Source organism: Streptomyces sp. NPDC006259, from assembly GCF_042870975.1.
Classification (GTDB): Bacteria; Actinomycetota; Actinomycetes; order Streptomycetales; family Streptomycetaceae; genus Streptomyces.
The window spans coordinates 114,772-129,136 of sequence record NZ_JBIAHY010000011.1 but is presented as its reverse complement, the minus strand read 5'-3'; the positions used below and the strand labels follow the sequence as shown (position 1 = coordinate 129,136).

The following is a 14,365-nucleotide window of genomic DNA, read 5'->3' as shown; positions in this document are numbered from 1 at the left end:
ACTCACCCCTCGGGCGTCAGCCGGACCCGTGTGGGTCGGCGGGCGGCCAGGTTGATCGGAGCTTCTTCGCCGGCGGCTCGGCGGGCCGGGAGGTTCTGGGCCGAGGTGGCGATCAGGTCGGTGGGCGTGCAGTCGAGGATGTCGCAGAGGGTGGCCAGCACCGGCAGGGACAGCCGTTCCGGGGTTCCCGAAACCAGACGGTGGACCTGGGAGGAGGACAGAGTGATGCCACGTTCGGTCAGATGCGGCATCAGTTCGGCGACGGTGAACATGCCGCGGGCGGCCATCAGCTCGCGCAGGCGCCACCGGTAGCTGATCTGGCGTGGCATCAGGAGGTCCTTCCCGGCCGCAGAGCGGCCTCGATGGTGGCGTCCAGGACGCGTCGCAGGGAGCGGGTGCGGAAGTCGGAGGAGACGCAGGTGTAGATCGCGGTGGTGGAGGCGTGGTCGTGGCCGACTTGCTGTTGGACGAACAGCGGGTCGTGGCCGTCCTCGATCAGGTGGGTGATGTAGGACCTGCGCAGTGAGTGGAACTCCAGCGCGGGGTCCAGGCCGACGGCGTCGCGGTAGGCGGCGAAGCGGGAGTCCAGACGTTGGAGCCCGAGTCGCGGGCCTCTCTCGGATGGCCAGAGGGCCCGGCTGGTCGAGTGCCGCATCCCGGGCCGGACCTCGCTGATCCATTCCTCGATGGTGCTGGGTGTCCAGTGCCAGACGGTCAGCACGCTGCGGCGCTTGGGCGGCGAGCCCTTCTTGGCCTTGCCGTAGCGGACCAGCAGGGTGCCGTACTCACCGAACTCCCGACCTTCCGGGTTGCGGCCGAAGTCGGTGAGGTCGAGCATCCGGGTCTCGTTGCGTCGCAGACCGTAGGCGTACGCAACCTTGAACAAGGCGGCGTCCCGGAAGGCCGGCAGCCAGCCCTTACGGCCCTTGTCGCGAACACGAAGCACTTCCTCGTCGGCGTGGTCGAAGAACGCTTCCAGCTCGGGCCGGGTAAAGGCACGTCGTTCCGGCTCGCCCTCGGCTTCGTCGGCGTGCGTCGCCGCGTTCCAGTCGTAGACCACCTGGACTGGGTGAGTACCGAAGTGCCGCAGACACTCATCGCTCCAGCCGTAGGCTGGGTTGGTCAGGAAGTCGCAGAACTGGCGCACGGAGCCCTGGTAGTTGCGCAGGGTGGAGCGGACACAGCCGTGCACGGCCCGCAGATCGGCCGACCACTCATCGACGTGCTGCGGCGTCCACTGCCACGGCATCGCATCGGCATGCCGGATGAAGGCGCGGACCGTACGTTCCTGGTCATCGACGTACCCCTGCGAGAGGTTCCGGGCGAGCTGCTGGTTGCGCCAGCCCTTGATCATCGCCTCGAAGACCTGCTCGTCCGGTCGCAGCAACGGCAGGCCGTCGATCAGGTGCAGCCGAGCAGAACCTGGAACGTGACCGTCCACACCCATCCGACATCACTCTCCGTCCATCGCATCTGACGCGAGAATTTCGCATCAGATGCGACTCGGGGGCGTCTTCGCAGTTCAATCGCTCGATGGAGTGAGACATGCAGTTGTCTGCCGACAAGACCGCTACCGTGACTCCGAGGCCAACGGCCCTGCTGGGACCGCATCTGTGCAGGGTCCGGCCAGCATTCAGGGCGAGTGTCGCCTATTCGCATCCGATGCAATTGGCGTCGGTAGGAACATCGGTACAGCCGTTGGCGCTGAGAACGATCATGGTTGGCTAGCACAGCGATCATCCCCAGAATTGGAGTTCGCCGAAAGATCGTCGATCACGGGCGGGGCCTGGCTACGGTCCGCGTCATGCCGGTGGAGTTCTTAACTGATGATCAGGCCGAGGCGTACGGGAAGTTCGCCGAGGAGCCGACGAGACCTGAGCTGGAGCGGTTCTTCTTCCTGGACGATGTTGACCGGGATCTGATCGCGCTGCGGCGTACGATGCATCATCAGCTGGGCTTCGCCCTCCAGATGTGCACGGTCCGCTACGTGGGGCTGTTCCTGGAGGCCCCCCTGGCGGTGCCGTGGCCGGTGGTCGAGCACCTGGCCGTACAGCTCGGCATTCAAGACCCGTCGTGCGTGAAGCGGTACACCGAGCGGCTGAAAACGGCGTACGAGCACGCGTGGGAGATCCGGGACGCCTACGGCTACCACCCGTACGACGATCCGGAGTGGGGTCGGAAGTTCCGTACGTTCCTGCACGGCCGGGCGTGGACCCATGCGGAGGGGCCAGTCGCGCTGTTCAACCAGGCGGTGGGTTGGCTGCGGCGGAACCGGGTGCTGCTGCCGGGTGTCTCGGTGCTGGTCCGGCAGGTGTCGGAGGTTCGCGCGATCGCGGAGAAGCGGCTGCACGCCACCGTGTCCAGGGCGGCTCACCGCGCGGATCCTGCACTGCCGGCGGACCTGGTGGCCACGCTGGTGACCCCGGAGGGCGGCCGGTACTCGGAGTTGGAGCGACTGCGCCGGCCTCCGACGCGTACGACGGGCACGGCGTTCGCGCGGTCACTGGAGCGGGTCGACGAGATCGGTGCGTTCCAGCTGGGGCGGTTGAAGCTGTCACAGATCCCGCCGAACCGGCTCGCGGCGCTGGCCCGTTACGGGCTGGGGTCCAAGGCTGCGAGCCTGGAGCGGGCCGCAGAGCCCAAGCGGACGGCGATGCTCACCGCGGTGATGCGCCACCTTGAGGCCAAAGCGATCGATGAGGCCCTGGACCTGTTCTCGGTGCTGATGGCGACGAGGCTGATCAGCACGGCGAAGCGAGCGACGGACAAGGAGCGGCTCTCGACGCTGCCGCAGCTGGAGAAGGCGTCGCGGACCCTGGCGCGGGCGGCGAAGGTGCTGTTCGAGGAGCTGGAGCTGGTCGAGGCACACGGCACGGATCTGGACGCGGCGGCACTGTGGCGGGCAGTGGAGGAGGTCGCGCCCCGGGCCGCGGTGATGAGTGCGGCCGTGCTGGTGGTCTCGCTGGTGCCGGAGGACGAGGACTCGGCGGCCGTCGCGATGCGGGCGGCGCTGGCCACCCGGTACAACACGGTGCGGCCGTTCCTGTCGCTGCTGGGCGAGTCGAAGGCGCTGGACGCGGCGACCGGCGGGAAGCGGGTGCTGGCCGGGGTGAAGCGGCTGCCCGCTCTGGCGCGGCGGCGGGTGAAGGACAAGCCGCTGCTGCCGCGCGAGGTCGATGACAAGTTAGTGCCGGCCGCGTGGCGCAAGGCGGTGTATGCCAACGCCGAGCTGCCGCCGGGGGCCGTGGACCGGGACGCATACGTGGTGTGTGTGCTGGAGCAGCTGCACCGCGCGCTTCAGCGCCGGGACGTGTTCGCCTCGCCCTCGCACCGCTGGTCCGACCCGCGCGCCAGGCTGCTGGACGGCACCGAGTGGGAGGCCGTGCGGGAGGAAGTTCTGGCGGGTCTGAGCCTGCATATGCCGGTCGAGGAGCACCTGGCCGCGCTGGTGACGGCGCTGGATGCGGCGTGGAAGCAGATGGCGGAGCGGCTGGAGACGGCTGGGCAGGACACGAAGGTCACCATCGAGGTCCCGCCGGGCGGCCGGGCGAAGCTGAACGTGTCCAAGCTCGGCGCGCTGGGCGAGCCGAAGTCCCTGACGTGGCTGCGGGGGCGGGTGGAGAAGATGCTCCCGAAGATCGACCTGCCGGAGCTGTTGTTCGAGGTGCACGGCTGGACAGGGTTCCTGGACGCCTTCGTACATCTGGGCGACGGGACAACTCGCATGAAGGATCTGACCACCTCGCTGGTGGCCCTCCTGGTCTCGGAGGCGTGCAACATCGGTATGACCCCGGTCATCAACCCCGCGCATGAGGCGCTTCACCGTTCTCGGCTGGTGCACGTCGACCAGTTCTACCTGCGGGCCGACACCATCGCCGCGGCGAACGCCGCGCTGATCGAGGCGCAGGGCCAGGTGCCGATCGTGCGGTACTGGGGAGACGGGCTGCTGGCCTCGGTCGACGGATTGCGGTTCGTCGTTCCCGTCCGCACCATCAACGCTGCCCCATCGCCGAAGTACTTCGGGTTCAAGCGCGGCATCACCTGGCTCAACGCCGTCAACGACCAGGTCGCGGGCATCGGGCAGATGGTGGTGCCGGGCACGCCGCGCGACTCCCTGCACATCCTGGACGCCCTGCTGAACCTCGACGGCGGGGTGAAGCCGGAGATGGTCGCCACCGACAACGCCTCGTACAGCGACATCGTGTTCGGCATCTTCCGCATCCTGGGCTACAACTTCAGCCCCCGGTTCAAAGACCTGGACGACCAACGGTTCTGGCGCGCGTCCCTTCCCGGCGTAGAGACCGGCACGTACGGGCCGCTGGAGCCGCTGGCCCGCAACCGGGTCAACCTGAACAAGGTGATTACTCACTGGCCGGACATGCTCCGGGTCGCCGGTTCCCTGGTCACCAACCAGGTCCGCGCCTACGACCTGCTGCGGATGTTCGGACGCGAAGGCCACCCGACCCCGCTGGGCCAGGCATTCGCCGAGTACGGCCGGATCGCCAAGACCGAGCACCTGCTCCGCGTGGTCGACCCGGTCGACGACACCTACCGCCGCCAGATGAACCGCCAGCTCACCGCGCAGGAGTCCCGGCACAAGCTGGCCCGCGACGTGTGCCACGGCAAGCGCGGCACCATCCACCAGGCGTACCGGGACGGGATGGAGGACCAGCTCGGCTCACTGGGCCTGGTCCTCAACGCCGTCGTGCACTGGACCACCCGGTACATCGACGCCGCCGTCACCCAGCTGCGCGCCGAGGCTCACGAGATCCGTGACGAGGACATCGCACGGCTCTCCCCGCTCAAGCACCGCAATCTCAACGTCCTGGGCCGCTACAGCTTCACTGCCTCCGCCCCGGCCAACGGCGGCCTGCGCCCGCTGCGCGACCCGGATGCCGCCGGGATCGACGGAGACGACGAGGAGTAGGCGGGCCTGCTGTCTTGAGCGAGCCGGAGCGTTGTCCGGGAGCGGTGAAAGTCTGCACCGTTCTGGCTGTTTGGACAGGCGAGGGCGGATACATGGTGGATCGGGTGCCTGTGTGGGGTGCCTCGCACGCTGTCCGGTCCGGGCGGTGAAGTGTGATTCACCAGATGCCGGGGATCAGGCGCGCGGTGGTTGCCGCGTAGTCGGTGTATGCGGCGCCGAAGGCGGTGGTGAGCAGGGTTTCTTCGGCGTGGATGCGGTAGAGCTGGCCGGCGAGAGTGCATCCGATGACGGCGGCTGCCGCCGGGGGGTGGTCGAGGGCGAAGGCGGCGCAGGCGACGGCGAGGAGGCCGCCGGCATAGGAGGGGTGGCGCAGGCGGCGGTAGGGGCCGGTGCGGATCAGGGGTTGGTCGGGGTGGACGTCGACGGTGGCGCGGTGGTGTTCGCCGAGGGCGGCAATGGCCCGGTGGCGCAGGGCCAGTCCGGTCCAGACGCCGGGCAGGGCGATGAGGATGGTGGTGGCGCGGTCGCCGGTCAGGCGGTGGCTGGGCGCGTGGCGCAGCAGGCCGGCGGCGGCGAGGTCGCCGAGGACTGCGGTGGCGAGGAGCACGCGGCCGCTGTGTCGTTCCGCGGCTACGGGCTGGACAGGATTGGCGCGGCCCTGGTTGCGGCGGCGCAGCGTCCAGTTGGCTTCGAGGGCGCACCAGGCGGCATAGGTGGTGGTGGCCAGGCCGTAGGCGAGTGCCTTTTTCGCTGTGCTTGACGGTTTGCTGGGCCTTGTGTTGTCGGTGAGGCTGCTTCGCAAAGCGGCTAGCGTACCGGTCATGAACGACATTTCGTTTTTGCGCCCCTTTCGGGAGAAGGATCTCGGTGTCCTGGAGCGGTTGCTGACTGATCCGGAGGTGTTGGGGCCGTTCGCGTGGACGGGGTGGAATCACGTCGGCGGGCCTGGGAAAGTGCGCAGCCGCTGGGAGCTGGACCGGTGTCTGGGGGCGGACGACGGCATGCTGGCGGTGGTGCGCGGTGACGTCGCGGTGGGGGCGGCGTCGTGGAGGGCCGTGACGTACAACGGCACGTCTCGGTGTTGGAACGTGGGAATGTGCGTGCTGCCGGAGGAGCGCGGCAGGGGAGAGACGGTGGCCGCGGGGTCGGCCCTCCGGGAGTACCTGTTCGCCCACACGCAGGTGCACCGGTTGGAGACACACGTGGAGGTGGGCAATACGCCGGCGGCGGCGTGCTGCGTGAAAAACGGGATGAAACTTGAGGGTGTGACGCGCGGAGCGTGCTGGCGCGACGGCCGGTGGCGTGACGTGGAGGTGTACTCCATCCTGCGCGACGACCTCCCTCGGTAGGCGGCGGACGTGATGACGGCCCGATCGCGACGGAGATCGTCGCGATCGGGCCGCAAGGTACGGGGCGGCCCGGCTGGTCAGGCGCGGCCGGTCAGCCGTGCCAGCACGTCACGGTCCATCGGCCGTTCCGGCAGAGGCGGAACCACCAGGGTGGTGGCGGCACTCATCGGGGTGTCGGGGAGCTTGGCCAGCGGGACGGTGGTCACGCGCGGCGGTGCGGCGACGTAGGGCGATGCCTCGTAGGCGGTGACGGGATGGTCGTCGGGATAGTGCATGGTCAGGAGTTCGGCAAGCACTGCGGCGCCGGGGCGCGCGTCGAAATCGGGGACCCGGTCGAACATGCCGATGACGCCGACCTGCCACAGGATCAGCAGGCTGGTGGGGTCGAAGACGCGATGGTGGAGGAGGAAGTCGGTGGCTTCGAAGCTTTGGCAGCCGTGGGTCGCGGGATCGATTCCCAGGTCGGCGAAGAGCCAGTCCTCCGCGGAGCTGGCCGGGACCATCCTCGCCGGGATGCCATCGAGTTGGGCTCGGCGGATCGCCTCATGCCCCGCATAGGCGAACACCCCGGGGTGCCCGTACAGGGCGACGCACACGAACTGGTCACGGCGCACCTCCGCGAGGATGTGCTGGACCATCTCTTCATAGCTGACCTGGCGGGGCTTGCCCGGGGCGTAGTGGCCGTCGAGAGTCTCCACCGTGGGGTTCAGGTGCTGGATGTGCTGGGTGACCAGGGGATCCCCGATCAGGCACAACACTTTGTCCGCCTGTTCGAGGCTGGCCTTGGCCTCAATCGTCAGGTCCCCGACGGCCCGGTATCCGGTGCCCACGACAACCAACTGCGCGTTCTCCCTGGGCATTTGTACCGAGCTGTCGGGTTCCTGCGTCACATGCGGGTCCACGTCCGCCGGCTCAGCTCTTATCGTCCGGGTGGGTGGTGACGAGCAGGAGGGCGCTCGGAGCCTCCTTGACGGAGCTGTGGTCGGCCAGCACGGCGCGGATACGCTTCACGTCGCCGGAGGTGAGCGCGGTCTGCTCAGCCTGGCTCAGGCCGCGGTCGGCGGTGTACTCCTGCGGCGAACGGCGAAACGCCTGCTGCCGACGCGGATCGGTGACCAGTTCTTCCATGAGTTCGACCACTGCGGGAGACATGTCCACTCCTTCACAACGGGGACAACCGGACCCAACCAGTCGAGCACGACCGAATCTGCCACATCCAACCCAACTCGCTCAAATTGGGCTAAATGGGTGAGACGGTGCCTGCGCGTTCCCGATCCGGCGCTGGCCGTCCCGCCGGGCGCGGCTCCGCCCACCCGCGCCCGAGCGAAGCCGGGCCGCGCACCTGACGACCGCACCCCGGCCGGTCTCGCTACCAGCCTTGGGGACTGACAGAACAGCCGTGCCGGTAGCGGAGGCCGCCTCTCGCAAACGAACATCTGTGAGAGATCTGCGAGAGGCCCGGGAGTGATCACGTCTCCGCAGGTCACCGTTCGCAAAAGTCCTCTCGAAACCGACGTGTTGTGCGAGGTACTTCTGCGAGGCTGCCGCCATGGATCTCACGCCCGATCAGGCCGCATTGGCGGTAGAGCGTCACGACTGCCCGAACTGTGACGCGCCCGCTGGAAGCGCCTGCCGCACCCGGGGCGGGAAGACCGCCGCGAAGTACCACACCCCGCGCTTCGTCCTCGTCCCCGCACTCCGCGAGGAACTGGAGATCCCCGTCCCCGCCGACCGCCTCCCCGGCCGCGTGTGGAAGCAAGGCCCCGCGCTAGGCGTCGTGCCCGCGCCCCGCACCGAGCGGCCCGTGAGGATCGGGTACGCCCGCACCTCGACTGCCCGCCAGGAGCTGGCGAGCCAGCTCGAAGCCCTCCACCGGGCAGAGTGCCACAAGGTCTTCCGGGAGCAGATCAGCACCCGCGTCAAGGTGCGGCCCGAGCTGGAAAAGGCGCTTGCGCTGGCCCGCCAGTTCAAGGAAGCCGCACCCGAGACGCCGGTCATCTTCACCGTCCACGAGCTCAAGCGGCTCGCGCGCAACGCGGCCGAGCTGATGACGCTGTCCGCCGAGCTCCAAGCCGGCGGCATCCAGCTCGAACTCCTCACCGGCCCGCTCACCGGCATCTACGACCCCAACGGCATGGGCGCCATGTTCTTCGCCGTGCTCGCCGTCGCCGGGCAGATCGAACGCAACTACATCCGGGAGAAGACCCTCGAAGGCCAGGTCACCGCAGCGGCCAAGGGCAACCACGGCGGACGGCCGAAGGTCATCGACGACGACATGCTCACCTTCGCCGTCGCGCTCAAGGACAAGGGTGTTCCTGTGCCCGAGATCGCGAAGAAGCTGGTCATCAAGACGGGGAAGAACGCAGGCAAAAATCCCTCGGTCGCCTCGCTCTACCGGGCACTGGCCGAAGCCGAAGAAGCTGCGGCGGACGACGGCCCGCCACTGCGGCCCAAGTCCGTCCGCATCCGCCGGCCAGAAGACCCGCTCACCCCCGAGGAGATCGACCTACGCGACCGCCTCCAGGCCAGGCCCCGCCCGAACGCGGAGATCCGCAGCTAGACCTCATGATCAATCTCAGCGCCAACGGCTGTACCGATGTTCCCCAAGGCCGGTGTTCGCGCAGGGACCATGCGATGCGGGAGCGGATCTGTTCGTCATCGGCCAGGCGCGGTCCGGGCGCCATCGGTGCCACCGGGCGATCGACACTCAGGTTCACGTCAGTCGTCACCTGGTAGATGCCGGCGGCCACCGACGGCTCTCTTCCGCCGGCGGCCGCCACCAGCCCCTGGCGTCACGTCTACGCGGCCTGCCACGCGCTGGCATCCGGGTGCGTGAGGTAGGCGGACAACGACCGCTCCAGGTCCAGGATCACGTCCGTCGGGTCACCGGTGACGGGCGGGTCCACCACGTACCCGTGGGGCGCCCGCCACTCCCGCCCCGGCTCTTCCAGCCCCGGGATCGGCTCGGCTGCAGGGGCCCCGCCCCACAGGTGGGCCACCTCGGCGGCGACGTGCTCGGGCAGGGACATCAAGGGGCAGGCCAGATCGCTCAGGCAACCGCCGAGGGACTCGCCAAGGGCCGCTTCGAGGAAGGTGAACCATCGGCGGGTGTCCATCCACCCGACCACCCAGCGCCGCGGCTGTTCTTCATCGGCTTCGCGGTCCTCGTAGTCCTCTCCGAGCGTGATGTAGATCCGGCGGTCCTCGTCGACCTGAACGTCCCAGTCGGCGATCCGCCCGCCACGGGCCTCGATCGCGGCGGCGACGGCACAGGCGTAGGCGTCGGCAGTCTGGGAAAAGGGGACCGTCCCCCGGATCTCGGCGGCCTGGTCCTCCAGCATGCCGCGCACGCTGCGGGAGACCGGCAGTTCACCGCCATCGGGAAAGAGGCCCTGAGGATCCTGGCCACGCGCGATCTCCCAGCCCTCCCAGTACAGGGCGTCGCTCAGACTCCGCACATTGTGCACGGTCCGTGTCCAGTTGCCGAGCGTCATGTCCAGGGAGCCGCGGCCGCTCGGCACCAGGACCGCGGTGATGGTGTGCGGGCTGCGCTGCTGCCGCAGGGCCGCCGTGTACTTCGCGCCGTGCCGAGCGGCGGCGCGGGACTTCTTGGAGGTGGTGGGCTGCTTCTTCGGCATGACGTACTCCTGGTGCGACGACCCCCACGCTGCCGCCGGCAGTCAGCACTCATACCGGGCAGGGGAACAGAACACGGGCCCCGGGAGACCTTGGCCAACTGAGTCACCGCGCGGCGTGGGCGCGGGCGACGGCAGCGGACGGCAGTACGCGTCTAGCCGTTCACACCGACGCTACCAAGCACCACTGACAACGCCCCGTGCAGCAGGAACCGGTCCGCTGAACCACGAGAACGGGCAGGTACGGAACGCTCAGGCCTGTGAGGAGTGCTCGGTGGCCCGGGAGCGAGGAGGGTTCACGGCCGGGATCTCGGACGATGGCCGCGGAGGGAGCGAACTTCTCGGCTCTGACCGGCCGTTGGGCCGCTGCGCTCGCGGGAAGAGGACCGCCAGATCCTCGGCATCCGCCCGGCCGTGCGCGAGCAGATGGCCGGCCACCGCAGCGATGTACGGCCAGTACCGCTCGACCAGGCCATCCACCCGGGCGTAGACCGTAGCGAGCTCCACATGGTCCCAGCCGTCCGGCACCTGCTGCGGACGTCCCGTCCCGTAGGTGAACAGCACCGGCTGCGCGGCATCGACCGACCGGAGCTTGGCCTGATCGCCTACGCCCGCGACCACGTCGTTGAGGAACGCCGTCGCCGGGGTCAACAACTGCTCCTGGTCCAGCCAGCGGTGCGCGGCACGCACTCCCGCAACGTGGAAGGCGAGCACGCTGTCGAGGGGGGCCACCGCGAACGGGCCGACCGAGACGTTCCCGGATTCGGCGTACGCACCCGGCGGGGTACGGGTTTCCGCCGAGCCGGCACCAAGGATCGCGAGGGACACCGGCAGACCCTCGGCCATGCCGATGACCGCGTGCCCGGCTTCGTGATACGCGTTACGTGTGCGCACCTGCGCGGCGTCCAGGCCGCCGGTCAGCACGTCGGGCTGCAGCGGGCCGGCGGAGAACGGGCTCGGGTACTGCGTGAAGACGTCCAGGCCGTTGATCTGCACCTGCGTCCACATGCGGGTCAGCTGGTCCAGCTCTTGAGCTGGGCGGCGATCTGCCGGACGTCGACGGTCCCGGCGAGCGTCGCCTCGACGAGGTCCCCGACCTCGTCGGCCTTCGATGACACGGTCAGCCCGCACATGTTCAAGAAACCGTAGGCCACGGAGAGGGCGAAGATCTCGTTGGAGTGAGCGAGCGCGGGGATCCTCAGCAGACACTGGAGCAAGGCCGCAGCGCGGTGATACGGCTCCGGGTAGACGACCTGATCCAGGATCGTGTCGCTGTGCCGGGCCACGGCCGCGGCTGTCGCACCCCAGTCAGTGATGTCCGGATGGTCAGCGAGGCGCTGCTCGATGATTTCCAACAGCCAACGGCGATCGATCGACAGCTGCACGAGGGTCTTTCTGCTCAGGCGACCTGGCGGCCGGGCCGGCTCGGGCCGAACCGGACGGCGAAGGCCTCTCCGAGCTCGTCGATGCACGCCTGTGCGCCGGTGAGGAACAGATGCCGGGGCATGTTCGCCTCAACGAGGGCAGTCGCGAACGTGTCGGGGTCGACACCTTCGGCCGCGGCGGCGCGCCGGAGCCTGCCGCCTGACTCGTCGCTCATCTCGACCTGGAACCTCGTCATGAGACCACGGTAGCGGTCCGGGGCCGGGCGGGGGAAGCCGATCCGGTTCTTCCCGTGACCCCGGTCTTCAAAGCGGCCCCTAGCCGGTGGGTGGATCGGACGGTTCACACACGGGTCGGCGGGCCGCCGGACAGGTCCGGGACAGCGGCGGCCATCTGCTCCTGGATGAAGCTGCCCAGCTCGCGTACGGCCTCGGGGCCGGGGTCAGATCGGTGGGCGGAGGAGATACGCGCGAAACCCGCCACTTCCCCTCCCCGGAGCCTTCTACAGTGGCCCCATGAACATTCGCTGGGGTGGCTCGGTCTGGGAACTGATGCTGGTGAAGCGCGTGGTAGGGACGGCCCTGTCGAACTCGGCGAGCGGCGGGTACAGCACGCTCCTGCGTGACGGCGCCAGGAACCTGGTTGGCCATGCGGACCTGCTCAACGGAAAACGTGCCGTCGCCGGGCTTGTCGCGGTCTCCGCGGTAGCGGGCGGTGCGCTCACCGCCGCCACCATGAAGGCGACGCCACACCTCAAGACGAAGTTCCGCTCCGCGACCCAGGACACGGCAGAAGGGGCGGCAGAAGCCGACCCCGTCGAGGAGCCGGAAACCCTCCAGGGGCCGCGGCTACGCGCTGTTTGACCATCAGGCAAAGCGCCAGCGCGGCGCCTGGGTGGTTGGAGGAGATGTGTGCTTCGCACATCTCCTCCAACCACCAGATCAGACGGTGTGCAGCTCGGCCGCGGCACCGGCCGCAACAGACGCCGGGTCAGTCGAGCTACCGGTCTGTGGCCAACCGGCGTGAACGGGGTCACCACCGAGCGCGCAGCACGCCGTCGCTGTCGGGCAGGGCGGCGCAAAGAAGCGGGTGGCGTTCGTCGAGGTACACGGGCAGGGCGCAGGCCGCCCGGGCGCCGGCCACCAGGGTGGCGAGCTCTTGGTACTCGGTGTCATCGACGACCGCGTGTCTGATCGTCCCGTCCTGTGCCTCCCAGACGAACTCCGCGGATCCCTCCTCTGGCAGCGTGGCAAGCACCGCGCCGACATTGGGATTGAGGTCCGGCCAGACGGTTAGCAGGGCGCGTGGGCTGAGACCAGTACGCACCGCGTCGAGGTTCTCCGGCGTGAGGCGGTGGAAGCGTGCAGCGTTGCGGACGTAGCCCTCCTCCAGGAGCACCGCCTTCCGTGAGGCCAGCACGGTGCGCACACGCGCCCAGAACCCCTCGTCGGCCGCCTCCGTCACGTCCGGCTCCGCTGCATAGGGGGAGGTCGCCATCGGTTCCGGGAAGAGGCCGAGTTCCCGGGTACGGGCCACGGCGTCCGCGCAGAGCCGGTCGCTGCCCACATACACGTACTGGTCCCACCCGACATGCACGGTGAACATGTCCCCCGCCTCCAGACGGCACCAGGCACCTTGGTCGCGGAGCATGCCCCGGACCAGCTCCAGAGCGACCGGAAGGGAGACCTCGGCCCCGTCGTGGTAGCCGGAGAGGTCGGGCGGGAAGAGTCCGCCGAGACCATGTCTCCCATCCGACGGCTCCACGCCGAAGTGGACGAACCCGGTGACTGCGGGCTCGCGGATCTCCAGCCGATCGATGCCTGAGGCCTCCGCGAAGGCGGCGATCGCCGAGAGGTACGCGGCTTCGACCAGCCCATGGTCACTGACCGCCTCCTCGGCACCGGTGTAGTGGCCGTGTTCATCACGGTCTGCAGGGTCGTACTTGGTGATCCGGTGGACGAAGGACGGCGGCACGTTGCTCCCTGCCAGGTCAGAAGGGCGATCAGCTGCTGAGGTCGAACACGCCCCAGGTGGTGAACGGCTCGGCCTGGACGTAGATCTTGCTTCCTCGGCCGACAACCCGCCGACGGCCGGGGGCAGAGCCATCGGGCAGGGTGAGCAGGCCGACGTCCGATGGCTCGACGGATGTTTCCATGATCTCTCCGTGGGCGAGTCGGTCCCTCTCTTCGCCGTAGCCACCGTAGAAGGCGACCCGCTCACCGTGGACTGCCACTGCTTTGGCGCCTCGTACGCGGTTCGCCCACACCCTCACGGGCCGATGGGTGCGGTCGGGGCGTATCTCGACGAGCGGGAAGTCCGTGTATGGGCAGGCCCAGGCGGTGGTGCCCGACACGTTCAGGGCGTAGCAGTCGAAGAGGCCGGGGATGCCGGCGTCGTCTGATGTCCAAGTGAGTCGGCCGGTGGCGCTCCAGCAGCGGATTCCCACCGGGTTCTCGTCGAAGTGACCGACCCAGATACGGCTGGCCTCGTCCACGAGCAGGTGCTCGATGGCGTCCCCGACGGAGAAGGACGAGGTCTCACGGCCGAGCGCGTCGAAGATCTGGACCTGGTTCGCGTCCTCGTATCGGCGGGCGCGAGACGCGGCGACTACGAACCCGCCGTCGGGCAGGCGGTCCAGGTGCGGCCAGCGTGCTCGCACGGCGCTCAGCTCGGTGAGTTCGGTGTTGCCGTCCGGATCGACGGAAACGACCAGCGCGTCAAAGGGCCGGACAGCGTCGCCAGGCTGCGGAACGCGGTCGGCAAGCAGCCAGCGGGCGGTGCCGAAAACGTCGACAGTACTGGTCAGAACGTGGCGGTCATGGTGCGCATGGGGCAGATGGGCGTAGGGAACAAGGACGGTCTTCTGCACGGTGGGCTCTCCTGAACGGGCGGTCGGTCACAGCCAACGGGCACTGCGATGCGGCGACGGCGGTGCGCGAGCGGTGGAGAGCGGAGCGGGGTGCCTAGAAGGCATGGCCCTTTCTGGTCGTCCTGAGGTGATCCTGGTCGATAACCGACCTTGGGACAAGCCATTTCAGGTGTAGCTGAGCGCTCCAGTTGGCACGGTTCGC

Annotated in this window: 16 protein-coding genes; 4 read left to right on the top strand and 12 right to left on the bottom strand. The window is 68.8% G+C overall.

Annotated features, from left to right (window positions below; all coding sequences use genetic code 11):
* Window positions 1-2 precede the first annotated feature (2 nt).
* Both ACFYO5_RS34870 and ACFYO5_RS34865 read right to left on the bottom strand, forming a co-directional pair.
* Window positions 3-329 carry a helix-turn-helix transcriptional regulator gene (locus tag ACFYO5_RS34870; RefSeq protein ID WP_119582293.1) on the bottom strand — a complete coding sequence of 109 codons (327 nt, stop codon included), beginning with the start codon at window positions 327-329 and terminating at the stop codon, window positions 3-5.
* Window positions 329-1,447: a tyrosine-type recombinase/integrase gene (locus tag ACFYO5_RS34865; RefSeq protein ID WP_388716818.1), complete on the bottom strand. Its 1,119-nt coding sequence runs from the start codon at window positions 1,445-1,447 to the stop codon at window positions 329-331. Before ACFYO5_RS34865 ends, ACFYO5_RS34870 begins: the two co-directional genes overlap by 1 nt.
* A gap of 357 nt (window positions 1,448-1,804) precedes the next feature.
* Here ACFYO5_RS34865 and ACFYO5_RS34860 point away from each other — a divergent pair, with 357 nt between their 5' ends.
* Window positions 1,805-4,927 carry a Tn3 family transposase gene (locus ACFYO5_RS34860; RefSeq protein ID WP_388716815.1) on the top strand — a complete coding sequence of 1,041 codons (3,123 nt, stop codon included), beginning with the start codon at window positions 1,805-1,807 and terminating at the stop codon, window positions 4,925-4,927.
* A 157-nt stretch (window positions 4,928-5,084) separates the two neighbouring features.
* Here the strand turns inward: ACFYO5_RS34860 and ACFYO5_RS34855 are convergent, their stop codons facing one another.
* Window positions 5,085-5,729, bottom strand: coding sequence for a methyltransferase family protein (locus ACFYO5_RS34855; RefSeq protein ID WP_388716812.1), 645 nt, complete (start codon window positions 5,727-5,729; stop codon window positions 5,085-5,087).
* A gap of 19 nt (window positions 5,730-5,748) precedes the next feature.
* On the opposite strand from ACFYO5_RS34855, the gene ACFYO5_RS34850 reads away from it, so the two are divergent.
* The gene (locus ACFYO5_RS34850; protein WP_388716809.1) at window positions 5,749-6,276 is read left to right on the top strand and encodes a GNAT family N-acetyltransferase; all 528 of its coding nucleotides are present in this window, start codon (window positions 5,749-5,751) and stop codon (window positions 6,274-6,276) included.
* 77 nt (window positions 6,277-6,353) lie between these two features.
* On the opposite strand, the gene ACFYO5_RS34845 is transcribed toward ACFYO5_RS34850, so the two are convergent.
* Window positions 6,354-7,166: an SAM-dependent methyltransferase gene (locus tag ACFYO5_RS34845; RefSeq protein ID WP_388716806.1), complete on the bottom strand. Its 813-nt coding sequence runs from the start codon at window positions 7,164-7,166 to the stop codon at window positions 6,354-6,356.
* A 22-nt stretch (window positions 7,167-7,188) separates the two neighbouring features.
* On the bottom strand, window positions 7,189-7,428 hold the full coding sequence (locus ACFYO5_RS34840; protein WP_388716803.1) for a hypothetical protein: 240 nt from the start codon (window positions 7,426-7,428) through the stop codon (window positions 7,189-7,191).
* Window positions 7,429-7,825: 397 nt separating this feature from the next.
* Between ACFYO5_RS34840 and ACFYO5_RS34835 the strand changes: the two genes are divergently transcribed.
* Complete coding sequence (locus ACFYO5_RS34835) at window positions 7,826-8,836, top strand: recombinase family protein (RefSeq protein WP_388716800.1); 1,011 nt, start codon at window positions 7,826-7,828, stop codon at window positions 8,834-8,836.
* Between the two features lie 238 nt (window positions 8,837-9,074).
* Here ACFYO5_RS34835 and ACFYO5_RS34830 read toward each other — a convergent pair whose 3' ends face one another.
* The 5 genes from ACFYO5_RS34830 to ACFYO5_RS34810 all read right to left on the bottom strand — a co-directional run bounded on the left by ACFYO5_RS34830 (window position 9,075) and on the right by ACFYO5_RS34810 (window position 11,777).
* Window positions 9,075-9,914 carry a hypothetical protein gene (locus ACFYO5_RS34830; protein ID WP_388716797.1) on the bottom strand — a complete coding sequence of 280 codons (840 nt, stop codon included), beginning with the start codon at window positions 9,912-9,914 and terminating at the stop codon, window positions 9,075-9,077.
* A gap of 249 nt (window positions 9,915-10,163) precedes the next feature.
* Window positions 10,164-10,907 carry a hypothetical protein gene (locus ACFYO5_RS34825; RefSeq protein ID WP_388716795.1) on the bottom strand — a complete coding sequence of 248 codons (744 nt, stop codon included), beginning with the start codon at window positions 10,905-10,907 and terminating at the stop codon, window positions 10,164-10,166.
* A 17-nt stretch (window positions 10,908-10,924) separates the two neighbouring features.
* A complete protein-coding gene (locus ACFYO5_RS34820; RefSeq protein WP_388716792.1) occupies window positions 10,925-11,296 on the bottom strand; it encodes a fic family toxin-antitoxin system, toxin component in 372 nt (123 codons plus the stop codon).
* A gap of 14 nt (window positions 11,297-11,310) precedes the next feature.
* Window positions 11,311-11,532, bottom strand: coding sequence for a hypothetical protein (locus ACFYO5_RS34815; RefSeq protein WP_330351805.1), 222 nt, complete (start codon window positions 11,530-11,532; stop codon window positions 11,311-11,313).
* Window positions 11,533-11,636: 104 nt separating this feature from the next.
* Window positions 11,637-11,777: a hypothetical protein gene (locus ACFYO5_RS34810; RefSeq protein WP_388716789.1), complete on the bottom strand. Its 141-nt coding sequence runs from the start codon at window positions 11,775-11,777 to the stop codon at window positions 11,637-11,639.
* 32 nt (window positions 11,778-11,809) lie between these two features.
* On the opposite strand from ACFYO5_RS34810, the gene ACFYO5_RS34805 reads away from it, so the two are divergent.
* Window positions 11,810-12,157: a hypothetical protein gene (locus tag ACFYO5_RS34805; RefSeq protein ID WP_388716787.1), complete on the top strand. Its 348-nt coding sequence runs from the start codon at window positions 11,810-11,812 to the stop codon at window positions 12,155-12,157.
* A 169-nt stretch (window positions 12,158-12,326) separates the two neighbouring features.
* Here ACFYO5_RS34805 and ACFYO5_RS34800 read toward each other — a convergent pair whose 3' ends face one another.
* Window positions 12,327-13,268, bottom strand: coding sequence for an RNA-binding protein (locus ACFYO5_RS34800; protein ID WP_388716784.1), 942 nt, complete (start codon window positions 13,266-13,268; stop codon window positions 12,327-12,329).
* Between the two features lie 28 nt (window positions 13,269-13,296).
* Window positions 13,297-14,163, bottom strand: coding sequence for a hypothetical protein (locus ACFYO5_RS34795; protein WP_388716781.1), 867 nt, complete (start codon window positions 14,161-14,163; stop codon window positions 13,297-13,299).
* Window positions 14,164-14,365: the final 202 nt, after the last annotated feature.

Coding starts and splice junctions, on each gene's coding strand:
- ACFYO5_RS34805 (WP_388716787.1), top strand. CDS start 11,810: ATGAACATTCGCTGGGGTGGCTCGGTCTGGGAACTGATGCTGGTGAAG.
- ACFYO5_RS34815 (WP_330351805.1), bottom strand. CDS start 11,532: ATGACGAGGTTCCAGGTCGAGATGAGCGACGAGTCAGGCGGCAGGCTC.
- ACFYO5_RS34840 (WP_388716803.1), bottom strand. CDS start 7,428: ATGTCTCCCGCAGTGGTCGAACTCATGGAAGAACTGGTCACCGATCCG.
- ACFYO5_RS34830 (WP_388716797.1), bottom strand. CDS start 9,914: ATGCCGAAGAAGCAGCCCACCACCTCCAAGAAGTCCCGCGCCGCCGCT.
- ACFYO5_RS34865 (WP_388716818.1), bottom strand. CDS start 1,447: ATGGGTGTGGACGGTCACGTTCCAGGTTCTGCTCGGCTGCACCTGATC.
- ACFYO5_RS34850 (WP_388716809.1), top strand. CDS start 5,749: ATGAACGACATTTCGTTTTTGCGCCCCTTTCGGGAGAAGGATCTCGGT.
- ACFYO5_RS34835 (WP_388716800.1), top strand. CDS start 7,826: ATGGATCTCACGCCCGATCAGGCCGCATTGGCGGTAGAGCGTCACGAC.
- ACFYO5_RS34870 (WP_119582293.1), bottom strand. CDS start 329: ATGCCACGCCAGATCAGCTACCGGTGGCGCCTGCGCGAGCTGATGGCC.
- ACFYO5_RS34860 (WP_388716815.1), top strand. CDS start 1,805: ATGCCGGTGGAGTTCTTAACTGATGATCAGGCCGAGGCGTACGGGAAG.